A 1,229-nucleotide genomic window follows, 5' to 3' on the forward strand; every position below is an offset into this window, starting at 1 on the left:
CCGGCCGACCCGCGCAACGCGGGCATCGCCGACATCGCGATCGCTCCGCGCGACGCGGCGGGCCGCGTCACCGCCGTGGCCGACGTGGTGATCCTGCAGCCCGAGCGCCCCAACGGCACCTTGCTGGTCGAGGTGCCCAACCGGGGCCGCAAGCTCATCGGCCCGGCGTACGACGACGCACCCGCCACCTATGGCCGCCTGCAGCAGGCGGCCGATGCCGGCGCCGGCTTCCTGCTGGCGCAGGGCTACACGCTGGCCTGGATCGGCTGGCAGGGCGACCTGCCCGTCTCGGGCGGCAGCAAAGGCGCAGCGCTGCTGGGCCTGAACGTGCCCGTGCTGGCCGGCTTGACCGGTCCCTCGCGCGATGAATGGGTGTTCACGCCCAAGCAGGCCGAGGCCGTGCAGACCGTCAAGCTCGCCTACCCGGCGGCCACGCGCGAAGGCGCGCGCCTCACGGTGCGCCCGCGCGCGCAGGACGAGCGCACGCAGCCTGCGGGCCTGGCCTTTCGCTTCGTGGACGACCAGACGCTGGAAATCACCCGCCCCGCCCGCCAGCCGGCCGACGCCATCTACGAGTTCACCTACACCGCGCGCGACCCGCAGGTGATGGGCCTGGGCCTGGCCGCGCTGCGCGACGTGGCCCACTACCTGCGCCACGACGGCAGCGCCGCCAACCCGCTCGCCCACGGCGGCCAGCCGCAGATGCGGCACCTGCTGGGCACCGGCATCTCGCAGTCGGGCCGGGTGCTGCGCGACTTCGTCTACCTGGGCTTCAACGAATCGGCCGACCACCGGCCCGTGTACGACGGCCTGCTGCTGCAGATCCCCGGCGGGCGCCGCAGCTTCACGAGCGCGCGCTTCGGCCAGCCCGCGCGCAACCCGGGCCCCAACACCGACACCTGTACCCGGTGGACCAGTTCCCCATGGCCTACGAAGCCAGCACCGATCCGCAGACCGGCCGCACCGATGGCCTGCTGCAGCGCTGCCGTGCCACGGCAAGCTGCCCGCGCATCATGCAGGTGGACTCCGAATACGAAATGTGGGCCTCGCACGCGAGCCAGAGCGTGACCGATGCGCGCGGCCACCACCTGGGCTTGCCGCCCGAGGTGCGCGCCTATCTGGTCGCCGGCACCCAGCACTTCGCCGCGGCCGACGCCGTGGCCAAGCCCCAGCCCGGCTGCCGCCTGCCCACCTCGCCCATCTACCCCGGCCCGCTGATGCGCGCGCTG

At 73.8% G+C, this 1,229-nt stretch carries 1 protein-coding gene; it reads left to right on the plus strand.

The features are described from left to right. The coding region (locus AC27KI_RS25225) for an alpha/beta hydrolase domain-containing protein (RefSeq protein ID WP_487116528.1) at positions 1-1,068 on the plus strand (1,068 nt) is incomplete at its 5' end. Positions 1,069-1,229 lie beyond the last annotated feature (161 nt).

This window comes from Acidovorax sp. KPB24-03, assembly GCF_057546605.1.